We start from the raw sequence: 17751 nt of genomic DNA, 5'->3' as shown, positions 1-17751 counted from the left end.
TGAGCTGCTTTCTTTTGCCTACTTTTCTTTGCAGCCGGCAAAGAAAAGTAGGTGCCGCCCCGCACAGGGGCAACGCCTGCGCCGCGAGGCGCATCGCGGATGCCAGCGACAGCGGCAAAAGACAAACCGCATCGCGGATGCCAGCGACAGCGGCAAAACACAAACCGCATCGCGGATGCCCGCGATAGTGGCAAAGCAAACCGCATTCGCGGATGCCCGCGACAGCGGCAAAACCAACCGCATCGCGGATATCCGCGCAAGCCAAGGCGAGCCGCTTCGCCGATGCCTACCTCTTCAACTTTGCAAATGCCGCCGCCATGGCATTGACCGGCTCCGCTTCCCGCGAACGCTGCTGGTGCGGGCGCGCGCCCCGACCCATATTCCGGTCCGGCTGACTACCGACACGGCCCGCGGCACCCGCGGCGAAATCATCGTCGAGGCGCATCGTCAGCGAGATCCGCTGGCGCTTCACATCGACTTCGAGCACCTTCACCTTGACGATCTGCCCCGCTTTCACGACTTCATGCGGGTCCTTGATGAACTTCGTCGACATCGCCGACACGTGCACGAGTCCGTCCTGATGCACGCCGATATCGATAAAGGCACCGAATGCAGCCACGTTCGTCACGACGCCTTCGAGCACCATGCCCGGCGAAAGATCGGAAATCTTCTCGACGCCTTCGCGGAAGGTCGCCGTCTTGAACTCGGGGCGCGGATCGCGGCCCGGCTTTTCAAGTTCCACGAGAATGTCGCGCACGGTCGGCAGACCGAAGCGATCGTCGACGAACTCGCCGGGTGACAAGCGGCCAAGCGCATCACGATTGCCCAGCACTTCACCGATGCTCTTGCTGATCTTCGCGAGCATCCGTTCGACGACGGGATACGCCTCCGGGTGCACGGACGAGCGGTCGAGGGGGTTCTCGCCGCCGTTGATGCGCAAAAAGCCCGCAGCCTGCTCGAATGTCTTGTCGCCCAGACGCGGCACCTTGCGCAGATGCTCGCGCGTCGGGAAGGGGCCGTTCGTATCGCGGTAATCGACGATGTTGCGCGCGAGCGTCGCGTTCAGGCCGGACACCCGCGCGAGTAGCGCGACGGACGCCGTGTTCGCATCCACGCCGACGGCATTCACGCAATCTTCGACGACGGCATCAAGCGAACGCGCGAGCTCGCGCTGGTTCACGTCATGCTGATACTGGCCGACGCCGATTGCCTTCGGCTCGATCTTCACGAGTTCGGCGAGCGGGTCTTGCAGACGGCGCGCGATCGACACCGCGCCGCGCAGCGACACGTCCAGTTCCGGGAATTCCTTCGCCGCGAGTTCCGACGCCGAATACACGGAAGCGCCCGCTTCCGACACGACGATCTTCTGCAGCTTCAGTTCGGGGTGACGCGACATCAGCTCACTCGCGAGCTTGTCCGTTTCGCGCGATGCCGTGCCGTTGCCAATGCTGACCAGTTCCGCGTGCGTCTGCGCGGCGATGCGCGCGAGCTTCGCAATCGAGCCGTCCCAGTCGCGGCGCGGCTCGTGCGGGTAGATCGTATCGGTGGCGAGCAGCTTGCCCGTACGATCGACGACCGCAACCTTTACGCCCGTGCGCAGGCCGGGATCGAGGCCGATCACGGCCTTCGGGCCCGCCGGCGCGGCGAGCAACAGGTCCTTCAGGTTGCGGGCGAACACGCGGATCGCTTCGCTCTCGGCGGCTTCGCGCAGATTTGTCAGCAGTTCGTTTTCGATATGCGGCTGCACCTTCACGCGCCAGCACCAGCGGCACACGTCGGACAGCCACTTGTCGGCGGGCCGGCCCTGGTTTGCGATGCCGAAGTGGCGCGCGATCATCGCTTCGCCCGGATGCGGCACCTGTGCGTCGAGTTCTTCGCCGAGCCCCAGCTTGATCGTCAGAACGCCCGCATTGCGGCCGCGGAACAGCGCGAGTGCGCGATGCGACGGCACGGTTCGGATCGTTTCCGAATAGTCGTAGTAGTCGCGGAATTTCTCGCCTTCTTCGCCTTCCTTGCCTTCCACGACCGTCGACGCCACGACGCCCTGATTGAACAGATAATCACGCAGCTTGCCGAGCACCTCGGCTGTTTCGCCGAACTGCTCGGAGAGAATGTCGCGCGCGCCGTCGAGCGCGGCCTTGACGTCCGCGACGCCTTTCTCGGCATCGACGTATTGCGCGGCTTCCGTTTGCGGATCGAGCAGAGGATTGGCGAGCAACGCGTCGGCGAGCGGCTGCAGGCCGGCTTCGCGGGCGATTTGCGCGCGCGTGCGGCGCTTCGGCTTGTACGGCAGATAGAGGTCTTCGAGCACCTGCTTGCTGTCGGCGCCTTCGATCGCGGCGCGCAGTTCGTCCGTCAGCTTGCCTTGCTCGTCGATGCTCGCGATGATCGCGGCGCGCCGGTCTTCGAGTTCGCGCAGATAGAGCAGGCGCTCTTCGAGCGTGCGCAGTTGCGTGTCGTCGAGGTTGCCGGTGACTTCCTTCCGGTACCGGGCGATAAACGGAACAGTCGCGCCTTCATCGAGTAGTTCGACTGCTGCCGCGACCTGGCGCGGCTGCACGGTCAGTTCGGTGGCGATGCGCTGTACGATCTTGAGTGCTACGTTGTCCGTCATAGGGTCTTGATGTTCCTGCCGGATTCGACTGTGGCCGCTCTCGCGCGAAGCGTGCGGCGGCCGGGTTGCGGAAAAGTCGCCAAAGCTCGTGAAAGCTCGCTGGAGCGGGGCATTTTGCCATAAATGACCGAGCGCTCAAGCGCGGGATGATAGAATTTCAGGCATGTTCCGTTGCCCATCTACGACGTTGCCGACCTCACGCCTCACGTCCGGAATTCTGCCCGGATCTTCGTTCCGATCTCCGCTTGCATCGCCCGTCCGCAGGCCGCAGGTTGCTTCGGCTGCCATCGGGTTTGCCGCGCTCGCGGCGTCACTGGCGTTGGCCATGAGTGCGCCTGTCTTTGCGCAGGAGGCGCCCGATGCGCCAACGGCCGCGGCGGTGTCCGCTGCATCGGACGTATCGGCGCAGGGCAGCGGGCAGGCTTTGGCAGCGAACGACTTCGATGCGCGGCAGAAAGCGCTCGACGCCCGCACGGCGGAGAACGACTACCGCTACGCCGTTGCCCAGCACAACTGTTATAGCAAGTTTTTCGTCAATCACTGCCTGAACTCGGCGCGTGACGAGATGCGCGTCGTCGCGGCCGACATCCGCAAGGAGCAACTCGCGCTGGACGACGAAAAGCGTGTGGAGCACGCGCGTCAACGCGACGAGCAGGCGGCCGTCAAGCGCGCGCAGTATGAGGCCGATGCGCCGGCGCGCGCCGCGCAGGATGCGCGCAATGCGCAGGCGTATGAGGACAAGCAGCGCCAGCATCAGTTGAACGAGGCGCAGCGCGAGGCGGAAGCGCCGCAGCGCGCCGCGAACGCGCAGGCGTACCAGCAAAAGCAGCAGCAGCACGCAATCGATCAGGCGCAACGCGGCATCTCGCCGTCGCAGGCGGCGGCGAACCAGAAGGCCTACGATGCGAAGCAGGCCGACTTCCAGCGCAAGCTCGATCAAGCGCACCAGCAGGCCGCGCAGAAGGCGCAGGAGCGCGTCGAGAAGCAGCAGCGCTTCGAGCAGAAGCAGACGGACGCCGCGCAGCACAAGGCCGACGTCGAGGCGCGCCAGAAGCAGGCGGCCGAAAAGACGAAGCAGAAGCAGGAAGAGCAGGCGAAGCAGCAACAGCAGCTCGAGCAGCAACAAAAGCAGCAACAAAAGCAGCAGTAACGAGCATCAACGCGTTTCAGGCCGGACAGCAACCTCGAGCGGAGCGACCGCGCGGCGCGGCCTTCGCCGTATCGAAAGAGGAGGCGAGCATGCGCGACCATCATCGCGTCATCAACGCGGACACACTGCGCGACCGCATTCTGCAACTGGAGTCGGAGCACAGTGGACTCGACCGGTTGATCGACCGGATGTCCGAGGAACCCGGCATCGACGACCTCGAGATACAGCGCCTGAAAAAGCGCAAACTCAAGGTCAAGGACACCATCATCCTGCTGCAATTGCAGCTTGAACCGGAAGCGCGCAGCTGACGAAAGCGGCCAGGCAGGCGCCGGCCTCGTTCAGTTTGTGGCGCGCGCCCGACTTTGCAGGAACCGCTTGCCTTGAATTCACCGCTTCAATCTTCTTCCCGTCCGGCGAGCGCCGACGATGCGCCTGCGCGCGACGAGCGCGCCGCAAAAGCCGCGTCGGGTGGCGGCGCGCTCGCCGCGACGCTGACTCACAAGCGAGCGTCCGAGCTCGCCGACATCTTCGCCGCCGAGGGGCTGCTCGCGCGTCAGATCGACGGCTATCGGCCGCGTGCGTCGCAGATCGAGATGGCGCGCGCCGTGGCCGCCGCGATGGAAGCATCGGGCCGCGCGATGCCCGAGCCCGCGATGTTCGAGGCGCAAAAGCGTCCGGCGCGGCGTCTGCAGCAGTCGTCAGCGGCTTCGGCGGGACAGTCCGCGCCAAACGAGGCAGCCGCCGCAGAGGGCAATCCCGAGGGCGGTGAGAACACGCTGATCGTCGAGGCAGGGACGGGCACGGGCAAGACCTATGCGTACCTTGTGCCCGCGATGTTGTGGGGCGGCAAGGTCATCGTGTCGACGGGCACCAAGCACCTGCAGGATCAGCTGTTTCAACGCGACATTCCGACCGTGCGCGATGCCCTCGCCGTGCCCGTGTCCGTCGCGATGCTCAAGGGCCGCGCGAACTATCTGTGTCACTACTATCTGCAGCGCACAGCCGACAACGGCCGTCTGCCGTCGCGGCAAGAAACGTCGTATTTGCAGGACATCGTCCGTTTCGCAAAGATCACGCGCACGGGCGACAAGGCTGAACTCGCGAGCGTGCCTGAAACGGCAGCCGTCTGGGCGATGGTGACGTCCACGCGCGACAACTGCCTCGGCCAGGAATGTCCGCATTACAAGGACTGCTTCGTGATGCAGGCGCGCCGCGAGGCGCAGCAGGCCGACATCGTGGTCGTGAATCACCATCTGTTCTTCGCCGACATCATGCTGCGCGATACGGGCATGGCGGAGCTGCTGCCTATGGCGAACACGGTCATCTTCGACGAAGCGCATCAGTTGCCCGAAACCGCGACGCTCTTTTTTGGCGAGACGCTGTCGACCACGCAGTTTCTCGAACTCGCGCGCGACTCGGTCGCCGAAGGTCTCGGCCATGCGCGCGATGCCGTCGACTGGGTGAAGCTCGGCGCGGCGCTCGAACGTTCAGCTCGCGACGTGCGTCTGGCGTTCAAGGAAGATTCGGTACGCCTGTCGATCGGGCAGTTGCCCGACGATCATCCGCTGTTCCCGGCGCTCGAAACCGTCGAAACGGAGCTCGACGCGCTTGCCGCCGCGCTCGCGGGCCAGTCGGAACGCGCCGAGTCGCTGGCCGCGCTGCTGCGTCGCGCGCGTGAGTTGCAGGACGTATTGTCGGGCTGGACGACGCCGCCCACGGAAACGGAACGTGACGCGGCGTCGGGTTCCGCATCCACCGAGCCGAACGGCGACCCAAACGAAAAGGTCCGCTGGATCGAAGTGTTCTCGCATACCGTGCAGTTGCATGAAACGCCACTGTCCGTCGCGCCAATCTTCGCGAAGCAGCGCGCGGGCGTGCCGCGCGCATGGATTTTCACGTCGGCGACACTGTCGGTGCGCGGCGACTTCACGCACTATGCGGCGCAGATGGGCCTCAATTCGCGTCGCTCGATGACGCTGCCGAGCCCGTTCGACTACGACGCGCAGGGGCTTTTGTACGTGCCGCGCAATTTGCCGCAGCCGTCGTCGCCGATGTTCACCGACGCCGTATTCGATGCCGCGTTGCCCGCAATCGAAGCATCGGGCGGCGGCGTTTTCATGCTGTGCACGACGCTGCGCGCCGTCGATCGCATCGCGTCGAAGCTGCGCGACGTCATCGAATCGCGCGGCTGGAACATGCCATTGCTCGTGCAGGGCGATGCGAGCCGCACGGAGTTGCTCGATCGCTTCCGCGCATACGGCAATGCGATTCTCGTGGGCAGTCAGAGCTTCTGGGAAGGCGTCGATGTGCGCGGCGATGCGTTGTCGCTCGTCATCATCGACAAGCTGCCTTTCGCGCCGCCTGACGACCCCGTATTGTCCGCACGGCTCGACGCGTTGGCGAAGAAAGGCTTGAGTCCGTTTGCCGTCCATCAGCTGCCGCAGGCGGTGATTACGCTCAAGCAGGGCGCCGGGCGTCTTATCCGCTCGGAGACCGATCGCGGCGTGCTGATGATCTGCGATACGCGGCTCGTCGATAAGCCGTACGGGCGCCGGATCTGGCAGAGCCTGCCGCCGTTCAAACGCACGCGCGAGTTCGATGTCGTGCGGGAATTTTTCGAAGAGAACGCGCAGGCTTGAATGCGAGCGTCCGTTGCATCAATACACAATGTTGCCGATGCAACGGGCGAGTTATTGCGCACAAGGTAATACCGCGTGATGTCGCATTAAAAATGCCTGAAGCCAAATGGATCTAATGCGGCATGCAGCCGGAATAACCGCGATATAAAAGACGACGCATAAAACAAAACGCCACGGTATGAACCGTGGCGTTTTGTTTTTCGCCCGGGAAGCCCTTGGACTTCCCGTTGCAGTTTTCGCCCTGAGGCGAACCCTGTGCTACAGCTTACTGGCTTGCGCCCGAAGCGGGAGCAGCTGCCGAAGCAGCAGCGTCCGAAGCAGCAGCGCCTGCGTCCGAAGCAGCCGTCGAAGCCGAAGCAGCAGCGTCGCTCGCAGCAGCAGCAGCGCCCGAAGCGGCAGCAGCCGACTCCGAAGCGGCAGCAGCCGGTGCCGAGGCGGCAGCAGCGTCGCTAGCCGGGGCAGCTGCCTGTTCGCTGCTCTTGTTGCATGCAGCCAGTGCCACAGCTGCCAACAGGGATGCTACGAGGAGGGATTTCTTCATGATCACGTCCTTTTATGGTTAAAGGTAAGCAACAGCGCAAAATAATACCGGTAATGTGCTCCAACACCGACCTGGGCCGCTGGTGGAGACCGCACTTCATGAGCGTGAATCTTCCCTACGGCTTGGGCGGAAATTATATGCACTTTCATACTGACCGTCGACAAATCCGGGGCCAATACGTTGTCTTTCTCAGACAATTTTTCGCTATACGGTATGACAGCGGAGCGAATCTTATCTCAGTTCACCCATCTGTATCCAGCCCGCACGATACCACTCGTGTAGTAGTGCTGTCACCGACGATTGCTGTGAGAGTGTTACAAAGCGTTTCGCACTCAGACAACGCGTGTCGGCGAGTTCAATCACCCAATTTTTGACGTCCGCAAGCCTGCTTTTTTCTCCATTCAGATAAAAAGAAAGATTGTCATAAAGCAGCACTGTCTTGCGGTCGAGACGCACGCCTTGGCTGATTGCGCGCTTCACAAAGCGGGCTTCATTGAGCGGCTTTTCGGGCGGATCGAACACGACGCTTGGCTTCGGCTCGCTCAGATACGTGCCGAGGAACGATGAAATGTCCTTTTCGCTCCAGGCGATCTTTGCAAGGATCGCGCCCACCTTGTCCACGAGCGCGGCGGGCAGTTGGGCGGGCCGCGAGACGGCCGGTTGCTGCGGGTCGCGATAGAGCGGCGCTGCGCCGTCGCGCGACCCGCTCGTTTCGCCGCGTTCTGCAAGGTAGTAGAGGAATTGCGCCGTCAGCTCGTTCGTGGACGGCGCGCGAAAACCGATCGAACAGGTCATGCATTCGCCTTCCGCGACGCCGTCATGCGCGATGTGCGGCGGCAGATAAAGCATGTCGCCGGGTTCCAGCAGCCATTCCTCGTCGGCTTCGAAGCGTTGCAGGACTTTCAGCGGCAGTCCCGGCTGCAGCGACAGATCGCGTTGCGCGCCGATCCGCCAGCGGCGTTTGCCATGCACCTGCAACAGGAACACGTCGTAGGAGTCGAAATGAGGACCGACGCCGCCGCCATCTGTCGCGTACGAGATCATCAGGTCGTCGAGGCGCGCGTCGGGAACGAAGCGGAAGCGGTCAAGTAATGCGCGAGCGCTGTCGTTATGCAGATCGACGCCTTGCACGAGCAGCGTCCATGCGCGTTGTTTGACAGAGGGCAGCTCGTCTGCAGCAAACGGGCCATGCTCAAGCTGCCACTTGTTGCGAAAGTGCGTGATGAGGCGCGATTCGACCTCGTCCTGGTCGGCCAGTTCGAACAGCTCGTCACGCGCAAGCGGCGCTGCGATACCGGGAATGGCTTGGCGGATCAGAAGCGGCTTTTTCTGCCAATAACGTCGCATGAATTGCGACGGCGTCAGATTGCCCAGAAGTGCCGTAGGCTCGTCGGGCGAGGGTGCTGGAGAAGCGAAGACGGAAGTCGGGAGAGCGCGCGCTGAAGCTTTGCCAGCGGGGTAGTCAGGGGGCCGCACGGGCATCGTATAATGTGAGTCGTAATCTGGAGAATCGAATGAAAATCGCAAAGAACACCGTCGTATCGGTCGCTTACAAGCTGTCGGATGCGCAAGGCAATCTGATCGAGGAAAGCGACGAGCCGATGGTTTATCTGCACGGCGGCTATGATGGCACGTTCCCCAAGATCGAGGAAGAGCTCGACGGCCATGAGCCCGGCTTCGAAACCCAGATCCAGCTCGAACCGCAGGACGCGTTCGGCGAATACGACCCCGAACTCGTGAAGATCGAGCCGCGCAGCCGTTTCCCCGAGCCGCTCGAAATCGGCATGCAATTCGAAGGCACGCCGGAAGAGGGCGATGAAGACCTCGATTCGCTGATTTACACGGTGACGGACGTCGCCGAAGACAAGGTCGTGCTCGACGGCAATCATCCGCTCGCAGGCATGGCGCTGCGTTTCAAGCTGACGGTGAAGGACGTGCGCGAGGCGACGGAAGACGAAATCCAGCACGAGCACGCACATGGCGCGAGCGGTCTCGAAATCGTTGATGAAGACGATGACGAAGACGATTCCGACGATGCCGAACCGTCACGGCCCACGCTGCACTGAACTCGCAGGGGTGACGCCCGGGCCGGGGTAGGTTGGGGCAAGGCCGGAACGTGAAGCAGTTCCAGAAGCGGGCGCGTAAGCGCCCGTTGTCGCATCTGGCGGTCCGTATCGGTAGTTCGAGCCGTTGATGCCGTTGCCGGGGTCCGCCGACGCCGGACGCGCAGGTTCGGGAAGGATGGGCGGCAATTCGGAAGCGGGCGCGGAGCCCGGCACGGCGGGCATCGACGGTGGCAACGGCGTCGGCGCATAGTCGCTGTGCGACGGCAGGGCGGGCGCGGTCGGCAGTGGCAGATTCTTCGGAACATCGCGCACGCTGACGCGAAGCGGCGGCCGCTTCGCAAGATCGACACTGACCTGTATCCACTGATTCTGAGGACTACGCGGCGCGAATGCGATGCGCGTCAGATTCGTCACCAGATCGCCTTTATCGTTGCGCAGCGGCTGATCGATCATAAAGCCCGCGTGCGTTCGATCGTCATCCTGATGAATCACGACAACGGGACCGCGAAACGTGTCGGCCAGCTTGACCAGACTGCGCTTGAACTCGAGAAAGCCATCACGCTTCGATCGATGCCCGAAGCGCAGCCACGCGAAGCGCTCCGGGCGCTCATAGCGCTCGGGATCGAAGTCGCCTTGAACCAGTACGACGATCGCGCGGGCATCGCGGCGTTTCGCGTACTCGGCGGCATGGTCGAGCCAGAATGCATTCGCGATCACGCGGTCTTCGAACTCGCCGTTGCGCCCGCCAGCGTACAGATAGTGATTGTTCGGGCCGGGCACGTTCAGCCCGACGAACACGGTATCGCCAAACTGCCAGCGCACGTTTTCACGAAAGGACCGGAAACGCGACACTTCGCTTTCGCGCGCGAGCGGGATTGGATTCTGTCCCATTGACGACGCATCGGCGAACAGCGTTTGCCGCAACAGATCAAGACGCTCGACGGGATCGTAGCCGCCTGCTTCCGCCGTACCGCAATCGGCCCAGTCGTGCTGGCCGGGAATGAAGACGAGCGCGGGCTTCGACGCTTCGAGCAGCGTATGGCGCGTTTCGAAAAGCGAGTCGTGACACGCTTCCTTGCCGCTCTTCAGATTGCCGTCGTAGACGACGAACGACACGTCGGGGTCGCGTCCGATGGCATCGAGCAGGCGCTGCGTGAGCGGCTCGTCGGTGGGGCGCTGCAGCGTGCTGCCGATGACAGCGAATGCGTAGTGCGGCGCGGGTTCCTTTGCATACGACGTCTGGCCTGACGTGACGACCGACAGCGCGGCAGCGAGGGCGGCAGCAAGCGCAACAGCGCGCGGTCCGCCGCGCAAGCGGCGACCGTGCGGCCGCGCGTGAGCAATCCGCGCGTCAGTGGTGTGCATCTGGCGACTTGGCCAGTTCATGCAGTTCGTACAGCAGATCGAGCGCGTCGCGTGGGCGCAGATCATTCGGATCGATCGCACGCAGCCGTTCGACGAGTGCCTGCGTGGCGGTGTCCGGTGCCGGCGCGGCGGGTTCGTCGTCGGCGTCTTCCAGCATCGCAACGGGGGCCGCGAACAGATCGAGTTGCGGCGTGGGCTGCGCCGCCGACTGCTGCTCCAGATACGCGAGGTGCTTGCGCGCGGCGCGAATCACCGCATTCGGCACGCCCGCCAGTTGCGCGACCTGAAGGCCATAGCTCTGGTTCGCAGGGCCTTCGTTGACGGCGTGTAGGAACACGATGCCGTGACCATGCTCGACCGCCGACAAATGGACGTTGGCCGCGTGCGGGAACTCGGCGGGCAATTGCGTCAGCTCGAAATAATGCGTTGCGAACAGCGTATGGCAGCCGTTGTGCGCGAGCAGGTGCCGCGCGATGGCCCACGCGAGCGCAAGGCCGTCGAACGTCGACGTGCCGCGGCCGATTTCGTCCATCAGCACGAGACTTTGCGGCGTCGCGTCGTTCAGGATGGCGGCGGCTTCCGTCATCTCGACCATGAAGGTCGAGCGTCCGCCCGCCAGATCGTCGGCGGCGCCGATGCGCGTGAAAATGCGATCGATCGGGCCAAACGACGCGCGGCGCGCCGGCACATAACTGCCGACATGCGCCATCAAGGCGATCAGGGCGGTCTGACGCATGAAGGTCGATTTACCGCCCATGTTCGGACCTGTGATCAGCAGCAGCTTGCGCTCGGGATGGAGCACGCAGTCGTTCGCGATGAACTGTTCGACCTGCGCCTCGACGACGGGATGCCGGCCCTGCTCGATCTCGATGCCGCCCGTCGCGGTAAAGCTCGGCGCGACCCAGTCGAGCGCGCGCGCCCGTTCGGCGAATGCGGCGAGCAGATCGAGTTCGGCCAGCGCCGAAGCGACGCGCTGGCAATCGGCGATAAAGGGCAGCAGCGTTTGCAGCAGCGCGTCATACAGCGCCTTTTCGCGCGACAGCGCGCGTTCCTGCGCGGACAGCGCCTTGTCTTCGAACGTCTTCAGTTCGGGCGTGATGTAGCGCTCGGCGTTCTTCAGCGTCTGACGGCGGCGGTAGTCGTCGGGAACCTTATCTGTCTGTCCGCGCGTCACTTCGATATAGAAGCCATGCACCTTGTTGTACTCGACGCGCAGATTGTTGATGCCCGTCCGCGCGCGTTCCCGCGTTTCGAGGTCGATCAGGAACTGTCCGCAGTTCTCCGAAATATCTCGTAGCTCATCGAGCTCTGTGTCGTAGCCGCGCGCAACCACGCCGCCGTCGCGAACCATCGCGGCGGGCTCCTGTGCGACGGCGCGCTTGAGGAGATCGACGCACTCGGCGGGCGGTTCCAGCGACGTATCGATGCGCGCAAGCGAATCGGCAGCGGCCGCGACGGCCGTCAGTTGAGTGCGTAGCTCGGGTAATGCGATGAACGTGTCGCGCAGACTCGACAGGTCGCGCGGACGCGCCGACAGAAGCGCGAGCCGCCCGGTGATGCGCTCGATATCCGAAATCTGCCGCAATGCGCTGCGCAGCGCGTCGAGGCTCGCGTGAGGCGGCGCGTCGAGCAGCGCGCCAATGGCCTGCTGGCGTGCCTGCGCAAACGACGCGTCGCGCGGCGGATGATGCAGCCAGTGACGCAGCAGACGGCTTCCCATCGTCGTGCAGCAGGTGTCGAGCAGCGAGCAGAGCGTCGGCGAATCAGTGCCGCGCAGCGTTTCCGTCAGTTCGAGATTGCGGCGTGTGGAGGGATCGAGCCCGATGTACTCCGATTCGTACTCGACCTTCAGGCTGCGCACGTGGCGCAGTTGCTGGCCTTGCGTCGCCGCCGCGTACAGCAGCAATGCGCCCGCCGCGCCGCAAGCGCTCGATAGCGAATGCGCGCCGAAGCCGTCGAGGCTCGCGACCTCCAGCTGGTCGCACAGCCGCTGCGTGCCCGAGGCGACATCGAAGTGCCAGACGGGCACGCGCGTAACCGCGCCGAAGCCGGAGGGCAGCGTCCATGCGTTCGACTCGCTCGACGAGGGCGCGTCAGCAATGAGAATTTCCGCGGGACGGATGCGCTCCAGCGCGGCCGCGACCTGGTCGGGCGCGACTTCCGCGAGCCGCAGCGCGCCGCTTGCCAGGTTCATCCAGGCGAGGCCGATGGTTGTCACCACGCCGCGCCGGTTGTGCGCGGGGCAGGCCGCGAGCAGATACGTATCGCTCTTGTCGGAAAGAAGCGCCGCGTCCGTCAGCGTGCCCGGCGTCACGACGCGCACGACCTTGCGCTCGACAGGGCCCTTCGACGTCGCGGGGTCCCCGATCTGCTCGCAGAGCGCGACCGACTCGCCGAGCTTGACCAGTTTCGCCAGATACTGCTCGACGGCGTGATGTGGCACGCCCGCCATCCTGATCGGGTTGCCGTTCGACGCGCCGCGCTGCGTGAGTATCAGATCGAGCAGGCGCGCGGCTTTTTCGGCGTCGTCGAAAAACAGCTCGTAGAAATCGCCCATCCGGTAGAACACCAGCGTGCCCGGATGCTCCGCCTTGATGCGCAGGTACTGCTGCATCATCGGAGTGTGTTGCGCGATGTCGGTTGCCGTTGCGGTTTGAGTGCCCATCCTCGTGTCTTTCTTGCGTGACTGTTCAGGGCGAGAGTTTAACCCGTCGACGCGCCGCGCGAACCTGGCCGGATGGCCAGGTTGCCGTTGCGATATTCACATGCGTATGCTTTCGCAGTGCAACGCTCACTCTTCGATCAGTGCGCGCATGTCGACCTTGTGCGCGTTCGCCGCGCTGCGTCGCTTCGCGAGCCACATCATGCCCGTGATAAAGAGTCCGAACACGGCGATGATCCACTGCACGGGCATTTTCGCGGTCAGCAGGATCGCGTAGGCGCCGAGCATCAGCAGCACGGCGAGATTCTGGTTGAAGTTCTGCACGGCGATCGAGTGGCCCGCGCTCAGCAGCGTGGCGCCGCGATGCTGGAGAATCGCGTTCATCGGCACGATGAAGAAGCCCGACAGCGTGCCGAGCAGGATCATCAGCGGGTAGGCGAGCAGGATGTAGGCGGGCGCGAACAGCGGACCGGCGCGCAGGCCCGCGCCGGGAGGAAAGAGGTTCTTGCTGTAGAAGGCCATCGCGATGGCGACGGCACCCGTCAGCAGGCCCACGGGCAGCACTTTGAGCGAACTGCGCAACGGCACGCACGCGGCCGCGGCGGCTGCGCCCATGGCGATGCCCAGGCCCGCCACGCCCTGCATCACGGCGGCTTTCGACAGCGACAGCCCGAGGTTCGCGTCCGCCCACTTCAGCACGAGCAGTTGCAACGTGACCGCGCCGCCCCACATCAGCGTCGTGACCCACAGCGCGATCTGCGCGAGACGGTCGGACCAGAGCACGTTGAAGCAGCGCACGAATTCGCCGACGAGTTGACCGGGCTCGACAAGGCGGTTTGGATAGCGCGCGCCCGTGTCGGGAATGCCGACGTTCAACGCTGCCGCGATCGCATACGTGACCATTACGGCAAGCATCGCGAGATCGGCGGCGGAATGGATCAGCGGCAGGTGCGCGTGCTGCACGAAGCGCGCTGCGTACGTGCTGATCAGCGCGCCGCCGAGCATCGTGCCGACGATCGTCGACAGCACCGTCGCCGATTCGAGCCACGCGTTCGCCGCCACGAGCCGTTCGGCGGGCAGCAGCTCGGTGAGAATGCCGTATTTCGCGGGCGAGTAGGCAGCTGCGCCGAAGCCGACCACGCCGTACGCGATCATCGGATGCACGCCGCCGATCATCATCAGGCAGCCGCCCGCTTTCAGCGCATTCGAGATGAACATCACGTGGCGCTTTTGCAGCGCGTCGGCGAATGCGCCGACGAAAGGCGCGAGCAGCACGTAGGAAATCGTGAAGAAGATCTGCAGCAGCGGCGTGACCCACGCAGGCGAGCGGATCTCGGTGAGCAGCGCGATCGCCGCGATCAGGAGCGCGTTATCGGCGAGCGACGACACGAACTGCGCCCCGATAATCGTGTAGAAGCCTTTCTTCATGGTCCCGATTGGAACACAGTGCTCGCATTCTTGCGTGGCTAGCGCGCTTCCCGGAGAGTTTTCCGGCCAGCTTTCCGTCATTGACGCCTTGCAGCGCGCGCGGCGGCGCCAAAAGAAAAAAGCGGCCGAAGCCGCTTGTCGAAAGCACGCAGCGTCTTAGGCTGTTCGCTCCTTCGTCCGCGTGTAGCGCGACAGGATCGGAATCATCTGTGCATAAACCTTTGGGTTGCCCGCGACGATCTCATGCATGTGCAGGAAGTCCGAATCGCCCGTGTAGTTGCCGACGAGACCGCCCGCTTCGGTGATCAGCAAGCTGCCCGCCGCCATGTCCCACGCGCTGATGCCTTGCTCAAAGAAGCCGTCCATGCGGCCCGCCGCGACGTTCGCGAGGTCGAGCGCCGCCGCGCCCGGACGGCGCAGGCCCGCGCAGGCCTTGGTCATGTCGGCGAAAAGCTGCGTGTACGCTTCGAGTGTGTCCTTTTCGCGGAACGGGAAGCCCGTGCCGATCAGGCTGTCGGCGAGCCGGTCGCGGCGGCCGACGCGGATGCGCCTGTCGTTCAGATAGGCGCCGCGGCCGCGCGACGCCGTGAAAAGGTCGTTGCGCGTCGGATCATAGACGACGGCCTGTGTGACGATGCCCTTGTGCGCGAGCGCGATCGACACGCAGTAGTACTGGAAGCCGTGGATGAAGTTCGTGGTGCCGTCGAGGGGATCGATGATCCACTGGTATTCGGACTCGTTGCCCGATTCGCCGGACTCTTCGGCGAGGATCGCGTGATCGGGGTAGGCCGTGGTCAGCGTTTCGATGATGGCCGCTTCCGACGCCTTGTCGACCTCCGTGACGAAATCGTTGTGCTGCTTCTTGCTGACCTGCAGGAGGTCGAGATCGAGCGACGCACGGTTGATGATCTGCCCGGCGCGGCGAGCGGCCTTGACAGCGATATTGAGCATGGGATGCATGAGCCTGAATCCTTGTGCCGGACGCGCACGGCGGCTGCCCGGTGTTGAGCTGAAAATAAGCTGTTAATCACGCGAAACGGGCGCCCGGCAAGATTGGATCGAAACCTGCTGATCAAAACCTGGCACACATTCCGTCGACGGAGACGAATTGAAGAAGAGCGATGCGCCGTGACCGGGTTCCCGCTAAGGCAATGTGGCAGGGGCGCGAATATCGGGATTTTACCTGAGTCTCGTCTTCTCATGGCTTCCTTCTGGGCGTGTCCACGCGTTGGCAGGCGTTTCGCGGCGTTCCCGGCGGGAGAGCGGCGGGCAGATCGGGAACGACGAGGCGCGCGATCGGCCGAATGGCAGATGGAAACGGGGTGCGGGTTGGCGCTACCATTACTGTTTCCTTGCCATTCACTGCCTATCGTGGTTCAAACGCCTTCCTCACCGACTTCCAGCATCGCCTCCGACAACACCAGCATCGGCGGAGGCTTTACGTCGACGCGTTTCGTGCTCGTCGAGCCGAGTCATCCCGGCAACGTCGGCGCGGCGGCGCGCGCGCTGAAGACGATGGGCTTTTCGCGTCTCGTGCTGGTGGCGCCGCGCGTGCAGGACGTGAAAAACGATGCCGAGGCGATTGCGATGGCGAGCGGCGCGGACGACGTGCTCGCGTCCGCTCATGTCGTGCCGACGCTCGCCGACGCGCTGTCGGGCGCGCAATGGTCGCTGGCGCTGACGGCGCGCGCCCGCGAGTACGGACCGCCGCAGCTCGCGCCGCGCGCGGCGGCGACGCAGGCTCGCGAGCATGCCGTCCATGGCGATATCGCACTCGTGTTCGGCAACGAGCGGACCGGGTTGTCGAACGAGGACGTCGAGCGGTGCAGCGCGCTCGCGCATATTCCGGCGAATCCCGCCTATAGCTCGCTGAATCTCGCGCAGGCGATCCAGGTGCTGTCGTACGAGTTGAGGATGGCGTATCTGGCCGAAGGTGACGGCGTCGAAGCGGCGGCGGGCGTTGCCGGCGCGCGTGCCGCCAGCGACGAAATCGAGCGCATGTATGTGCATCTGGAAAATGCGCTGATCGCGCTCGACTTCCTCGATCCCGGCAATCCGAAAAAACTGATGTCACGCTTGCGGCGGCTCTTTGCGCGCGCTGGCCTCGAGCGCGAGGAGGTCAACATCGTGCGGGGCATCGCGAAGCACATTTTGCTGAAGGCAAAAGGGCGCGACGGCGAATAAGGCCGGCTGTCCATCAGGGCCGCAACGCTGAGATCTTCAGGCGATTTCCATGCGTTTTTGCGGCAGGCACGCGCATTGCCGCCCCTCATGCGCACGTCGCGAAACGCAAGCCTGAGACCAAACCTCGTTGCCCGAATGGACTTCCGGCAGGTTTCGCCCATTCGCCCTACAATGGCCCGAAACGTCATAAGCAAAGCTGTCCGTCTGCAATAGCGAGGACAGCGGCTGCCGTCCGCGCGAGTCGCGGCGGTGTTCATTCCCTACGACAGCTTCATTGCCATGTTCACGAGACTCCGCGAAGACATCGCCACGATTCGCGAGCGCGATCCCGCCGCCCGCAGCGCCTGGGAAGTCCTCACGTGCTATCCGGGTCTGCACGCGCTGATGTTCCATCGCTTCGCGCATGCGTGCTGGCGCGCGAAGCGCCGCTGGCTCGCGCGCTTCGTTTCGCAGATCGGCCGTTTCATGACGGGAATCGAGATTCACCCGGGCGCGACGGTCGGACGTCGCGTGTTCATCGACCACGGCATGGGCGTCGTGGTGGGCGAGACGGCCGAAATCGGCGACGACTGCACGATCTATCAGGGCGTCACGCTCGGTGGCACGTCGCTCACGCGCGGCGCCAAGCGCCATCCGACGCTCGAGCGCGGCGTGATCGTTGGCGCGGGTGCGAAGGTGCTCGGCGGGTTCACGGTCGGCGCGGACGCGAAGATCGGCTCGAACGCGGTTGTCGTGAAGCCGGTGCCCGCGGGCGGCACGGCTGTGGGCAATCCGGCGCGCGTCGTGATGCCGGCGACGGCGGCGGTGGCAGCGCTAGGCGGCAACGCAAAGCCGGCCACGGCGCGCTCGGCTTTCTGCGCATATGGGATCACGCCGAATGCCGACGATCCGGTGTCGCTCGCTATTCACGGGCTGATCGACCATGCGGCGACACAGTCGCTGCGCATCGACGAAATCGTCGCCGCGCTCGAGCGCCTCGGCGCGAGTCTCGAAGCGCTGCACGGCGCGGATGCGGCGTTGCTGGATCTGCGTCGTTTGTCTGCTGTGCTCGAAGGGAAGGTCGAGGCGACGTCGCGCTGAATGCACGTTGCGCGAGCGCGAA

14 protein-coding genes are annotated in these 17751 nt (G+C 64.2%); 6 read left to right on the top strand and 8 right to left on the bottom strand.

Going from position 1 to position 17751, the window contains the following annotated elements:
• Together J8I87_RS05430 and J8I87_RS05425 are read right to left on the bottom strand one after the other, a co-directional pair.
• The coding region (locus J8I87_RS05430) for a hypothetical protein (RefSeq protein WP_209930404.1) at window positions 1–265 on the bottom strand (265 nt) is incomplete at its 3' end.
• Window positions 266–286: 21 nt separating this feature from the next.
• Window positions 287–2614: a Tex family protein gene (locus tag J8I87_RS05425; protein WP_209930403.1), complete on the bottom strand. Its 2328-nt coding sequence runs from the start codon at window positions 2612–2614 to the stop codon at window positions 287–289.
• A gap of 163 nt (window positions 2615–2777) precedes the next feature.
• Between J8I87_RS05425 and J8I87_RS05420 the strand changes: the two genes are divergently transcribed.
• The 3 genes from J8I87_RS05420 to J8I87_RS05410 all read left to right on the top strand — a co-directional run bounded on the left by J8I87_RS05420 (window position 2778) and on the right by J8I87_RS05410 (window position 6403).
• Window positions 2778–3764: a colicin transporter gene (locus J8I87_RS05420; RefSeq protein WP_409518723.1), complete on the top strand. Its 987-nt coding sequence runs from the start codon at window positions 2778–2780 to the stop codon at window positions 3762–3764.
• 89 nt (window positions 3765–3853) lie between these two features.
• On the top strand, window positions 3854–4072 hold the full coding sequence (locus tag J8I87_RS05415) for a DUF465 domain-containing protein (protein ID WP_028368561.1): 219 nt from the start codon (window positions 3854–3856) through the stop codon (window positions 4070–4072).
• 72 nt (window positions 4073–4144) lie between these two features.
• On the top strand, window positions 4145–6403 hold the full coding sequence (locus J8I87_RS05410; protein ID WP_209930402.1) for an ATP-dependent DNA helicase: 2259 nt from the start codon (window positions 4145–4147) through the stop codon (window positions 6401–6403).
• A gap of 265 nt (window positions 6404–6668) precedes the next feature.
• On the opposite strand, the gene J8I87_RS46235 is transcribed toward J8I87_RS05410, so the two are convergent.
• Both J8I87_RS46235 and J8I87_RS05400 read right to left on the bottom strand, forming a co-directional pair.
• Window positions 6669–6944, bottom strand: a complete 276-nt coding sequence (locus tag J8I87_RS46235; RefSeq protein WP_409518722.1) for a hypothetical protein — start codon at window positions 6942–6944, stop codon at window positions 6669–6671.
• Between the two features lie 231 nt (window positions 6945–7175).
• Entirely contained in the window at window positions 7176–8426 is a 1251-nt protein-coding gene (locus J8I87_RS05400; RefSeq protein ID WP_209930401.1) for a cupin domain-containing protein, read from the bottom strand.
• Between the two features lie 32 nt (window positions 8427–8458).
• Here J8I87_RS05400 and J8I87_RS05395 point away from each other — a divergent pair, with 32 nt between their 5' ends.
• Window positions 8459–9010 (top strand): peptidylprolyl isomerase, encoded by a 552-nt coding sequence (locus J8I87_RS05395; protein WP_209930400.1) that lies wholly within the window; start codon window positions 8459–8461, stop codon window positions 9008–9010.
• On the opposite strand, the gene J8I87_RS05390 is transcribed toward J8I87_RS05395, so the two are convergent.
• The 4 genes from J8I87_RS05390 to J8I87_RS05375 all read right to left on the bottom strand — a co-directional run bounded on the left by J8I87_RS05390 (window position 8990) and on the right by J8I87_RS05375 (window position 15425).
• The gene (locus J8I87_RS05390; protein ID WP_245253699.1) at window positions 8990–10375 is read right to left on the bottom strand and encodes a hypothetical protein; all 1386 of its coding nucleotides are present in this window, start codon (window positions 10373–10375) and stop codon (window positions 8990–8992) included. The genes J8I87_RS05395 and J8I87_RS05390 overlap by 21 nt on opposite strands.
• Complete coding sequence (gene mutS, locus J8I87_RS05385) at window positions 10362–13040, bottom strand: DNA mismatch repair protein MutS (protein ID WP_209930399.1); 2679 nt, start codon at window positions 13038–13040, stop codon at window positions 10362–10364. The genes J8I87_RS05390 and mutS overlap by 14 nt, the downstream gene beginning before the upstream one ends.
• Window positions 13041–13166: 126 nt before the next feature.
• Entirely contained in the window at window positions 13167–14465 is a 1299-nt protein-coding gene (gene lplT / locus J8I87_RS05380; protein ID WP_209930398.1) for a lysophospholipid transporter LplT, read from the bottom strand.
• Window positions 14466–14621: 156 nt separating this feature from the next.
• Window positions 14622–15425, bottom strand: coding sequence for an inositol monophosphatase family protein (locus tag J8I87_RS05375; protein WP_209930397.1), 804 nt, complete (start codon window positions 15423–15425; stop codon window positions 14622–14624).
• 411 nt (window positions 15426–15836) lie between these two features.
• Here J8I87_RS05375 and J8I87_RS05370 point away from each other — a divergent pair, with 411 nt between their 5' ends.
• Together J8I87_RS05370 and cysE are read left to right on the top strand one after the other, a co-directional pair.
• On the top strand, window positions 15837–16649 hold the full coding sequence (locus J8I87_RS05370) for an RNA methyltransferase (RefSeq protein WP_209930396.1): 813 nt from the start codon (window positions 15837–15839) through the stop codon (window positions 16647–16649).
• Window positions 16650–16928: 279 nt separating this feature from the next.
• Window positions 16929–17729: a serine O-acetyltransferase gene (gene cysE / locus J8I87_RS05365; RefSeq protein ID WP_209930395.1), complete on the top strand. Its 801-nt coding sequence runs from the start codon at window positions 16929–16931 to the stop codon at window positions 17727–17729.
• Window positions 17730–17751: the final 22 nt, after the last annotated feature.

The sequence above is a fragment of the Paraburkholderia sp. LEh10 genome, assembly GCF_017814945.1.
Classification (GTDB): domain Bacteria; phylum Pseudomonadota; class Gammaproteobacteria; order Burkholderiales; family Burkholderiaceae; genus Paraburkholderia.
Note: the sequence above shows the minus strand (reverse complement) of the source record. Positions and strands in the feature narration are given on the sequence as shown.

Coding starts and splice junctions, on each gene's coding strand:
- J8I87_RS05425 (WP_209930403.1), bottom strand. CDS start 2,614: ATGACGGACAACGTAGCACTCAAGATCGTACAGCGCATCGCCACCGAA.
- J8I87_RS05420 (WP_409518723.1), top strand. CDS start 2,778: ATGTTCCGTTGCCCATCTACGACGTTGCCGACCTCACGCCTCACGTCC.
- J8I87_RS05415 (WP_028368561.1), top strand. CDS start 3,854: ATGCGCGACCATCATCGCGTCATCAACGCGGACACACTGCGCGACCGC.
- J8I87_RS46235 (WP_409518722.1), bottom strand. CDS start 6,944: ATGAAGAAATCCCTCCTCGTAGCATCCCTGTTGGCAGCTGTGGCACTG.
- J8I87_RS05400 (WP_209930401.1), bottom strand. CDS start 8,426: ATGCCCGTGCGGCCCCCTGACTACCCCGCTGGCAAAGCTTCAGCGCGC.
- J8I87_RS05395 (WP_209930400.1), top strand. CDS start 8,459: ATGAAAATCGCAAAGAACACCGTCGTATCGGTCGCTTACAAGCTGTCG.
- J8I87_RS05390 (WP_245253699.1), bottom strand. CDS start 10,375: ATGCACACCACTGACGCGCGGATTGCTCACGCGCGGCCGCACGGTCGC.
- mutS (WP_209930399.1), bottom strand. CDS start 13,040: ATGGGCACTCAAACCGCAACGGCAACCGACATCGCGCAACACACTCCG.
- lplT (WP_209930398.1), bottom strand. CDS start 14,465: ATGAAGAAAGGCTTCTACACGATTATCGGGGCGCAGTTCGTGTCGTCG.
- J8I87_RS05375 (WP_209930397.1), bottom strand. CDS start 15,425: ATGCATCCCATGCTCAATATCGCTGTCAAGGCCGCTCGCCGCGCCGGG.
- cysE (WP_209930395.1), top strand. CDS start 16,929: ATGTTCACGAGACTCCGCGAAGACATCGCCACGATTCGCGAGCGCGAT.